General features: G+C 73.5%; 3 protein-coding genes. 2 read left to right on the top strand and 1 reads right to left on the bottom strand.

Going from position 1 to position 2,502, the window contains the following annotated elements; translation table 11 throughout:
- The first annotated feature begins 523 nt into the window (after positions 1-523).
- Positions 524-985 (top strand): MaoC family dehydratase, encoded by a 462-nt coding sequence (locus IH61_RS0139760; protein ID WP_031079300.1) that lies wholly within the window; start codon positions 524-526, stop codon positions 983-985.
- A 136-nt stretch (positions 986-1,121) separates the two neighbouring features.
- On the opposite strand, the gene IH61_RS0139755 is transcribed toward IH61_RS0139760, so the two are convergent.
- The gene (locus IH61_RS0139755; RefSeq protein ID WP_031079299.1) at positions 1,122-1,604 is read right to left on the bottom strand and encodes an RrF2 family transcriptional regulator; all 483 of its coding nucleotides are present in this window, start codon (positions 1,602-1,604) and stop codon (positions 1,122-1,124) included.
- A gap of 107 nt (positions 1,605-1,711) precedes the next feature.
- Between IH61_RS0139755 and IH61_RS0139750 the strand changes: the two genes are divergently transcribed.
- On the top strand, positions 1,712-2,449 hold the full coding sequence (locus IH61_RS0139750; RefSeq protein WP_031079298.1) for an SDR family oxidoreductase: 738 nt from the start codon (positions 1,712-1,714) through the stop codon (positions 2,447-2,449).
- Positions 2,450-2,502 lie beyond the last annotated feature (53 nt).

Below are 2,502 nucleotides of genomic sequence, written 5' to 3'. Positions count from 1 at the left end.
CGGATGGGCCGTCACATCGGTCACGCGCTCGCCGTAGATCCACACGTCCCGGCCGTCACGGACGCTCTCCAGGTACTCCTCCCCGGTCTGGGGACGGGAGACCGGACGCGAACCGCTGGTGCTGCTACTCATCTGGGAGATCCACCTCTCAAGACCGGCGACGGACGGAGGCACAGCGCTCCGGCCGGGCACCCTGGCGGATGCCCGGCCGGGCGGTCCCTGCGCCCTTCGAATCTCTCAGGAGCCCAGCGGACTTCGACAGTCCGCCGCTGGGGCTAGAACGGGGGTACTAGAGGGCGGCTCCTACCCTCGGCCACCTAGCCCCAAGGGGGCACAGCGGTCCATCGAGGCGCCGTGTGATGCTGCGGAGGCGGGTGCGTCCGCGCTGCCCGCGTCCGCAGCCGATGTCGATGTCGAAGTCGTTGAGGTCTTCTGGTACCGGGCCGAGGGCCGCCTCGGCCTGCCCGCGCTCGCCGACCCGGCCCCCTTGCCGGCCTGAACCGTCCCCTGGAGGAGATTCACCGTGCTGAGTTTCGAGGACTTCCACCCCGACCGCCGTGACGAGTTGGGCTCCACCGAGCTGACCGAGGAGGACATCATCGGCTACGCCCGCCAGTTCGACCCCATGCCCTTCCACCTGGACCCGGTGGCCGCCGCGGACTCCCCGTTCGGCGGCCTGGTGGCCAGCGGCTGGCACACCGGCGCCGTGGTCATGCGCCAGTTCGTCACCGCGCTGCTCGCCGACTCCGCCTGCCGGGGCTCGTACGGCATGGAGGAGGTCCGCTTCCTCGCCCCGGTGCGCCCCGGGGACGAACTCCGGGGCCGGGTGACCGTCGTGGCGGCCGAGCCCCACCCGAAGCGCCCCGCGCTGGGCGTCGTCCACTTCCTGGTCGAGGCCGCGAACCAGTCCGACGTCCCCGTCTACCGGATGCGCACCCGCCTGCTCTTCGCGCGTCGCGTCCCCGCCGGGGGCGGCCGGGGCTGAGCGGGGGCGCGCGAGGGGGAGGGACGCGCTCCTGACGGGCGGCGGATGGCGGGCGGCGGGCCGGCCTCGACCGTGCACGCGTCAGCCGAACGTGCAGACCCTCGTGAAGGAGCCCCCGTGGAGCGCCCGCGTCGGATCAGTCGGGGTCGCGGGCCAGCCAGGCGCCGACGGCCGGTAGTGCTTCGGGGCCGCTGGTCGTGGTCACGGAGGCGGCGAGGTCGGCGATCGTGACGGCGGCCAGGGAGGCGCGCCAGGCGGCGTCGGCGGCGCCCATCACCCGGGCGATGGGGCACGGTCCGGTGCACTGCTCGGGCGGGGTGCCCAGTGGACCGCGTTGGCGGATCTCGGTGCAGGTGAAGGCGGGGTTCGCCCCGTCGACGGCCTGTACCACGTCCAGCACGGATATCTCGGCGGGCGCCCTGGTGAGGAGGTAGCCGCCGGTCTTGCCCTGCACCGAATGCACCAGGCCCGCGCGGGACAGCGCCTGCAACTGCTTGGCCAGGTAGCTGGGCGACACGTCGTGCAGGGTGGCCAGCCGGGCGGCCGGGACCGGGTCGGCACCTGCGGTCAGCACCACACAGCAGTGCAGCGCCCACTCCACGCCACCCGACAGTTTCATTCCGCCTCCAGTTGACTCGGACAAAGGATATCCGAGTAGTATCTCGGATAGAACTTGTCCGAGTTTGGGTCGAGCGTCCGTGCCCGGCCCGCGAAGGAAGGCACCCCATGAAGATCACCGTCATCGGCACCGGCCTGATCGGATCCCAGCTCGCCGCCGAGCTCACCGCCCGCGGCCACGAGGTGACGACCGCCTCGCTCTCCTCCGGCGTCGACCTGCTGACCGGAGCCGGCCTCGACCGGGCGCTCGCCGGCGCGGAGGCGGCCGTCAACGTCACCAACTCGCCCACCTTCGACGAGCAGTCGATCGCGTTCTTCCGCACCACGGTCGGCAACCTGCTGGCCGCGGGCGAGCGGGCGGGCGTGCGCCACCAGGTCGCGCTCTCCATCGTCGGCGTCGACCAGGTGCCCCAGCTGGACTACTACCGCGCCAAGACGCTCCAGGAGGAACTGCTGCGCGGCGGCCCGACGCCCTACTCGATCGTGCGCGCCACCCAGTTCTTCGAGTTCATGGAACCGACCATGTCCTGGACCTCGGACGAGAACGCCGTGCGCCTGCCCGCGACCCCGATCCAGCCGATCGCCAGCGCCGACGTCGTCGCCGCCCTCGCCGACGTGGCCACCGGCGCGCCGCTCGACGGGACCCTGGACGTCGCCGGCCCCGACCGGTTCACGCTCGACGAGATCGGCCGCCTCACGCTGGCCGCCCGCGGCGACCGGCGCCCTGTCCTCGTCGACGACGGGGCCGGCCTGTTCGCCGCCGTCCCCGGCGACGTCCTCACCCCCGGCCCCGGCGCCCGCCTGGCCCCCACCCGCTACCGGGACTGGCTCGCGACGGCCCGCTGACCGCCGACCACCCCCCCCCCCCCCCCCCGGGGGGGGGGGGGGGGGGGGGGGGG

The sequence above is a fragment of the Streptomyces sp. NRRL WC-3742 genome, from assembly GCF_000720635.1.
Classification (GTDB): domain Bacteria; phylum Actinomycetota; class Actinomycetes; order Streptomycetales; family Streptomycetaceae; genus Kitasatospora.
Note: the sequence above shows the minus strand (reverse complement) of the source record. Positions and strands in the feature narration are given on the sequence as shown.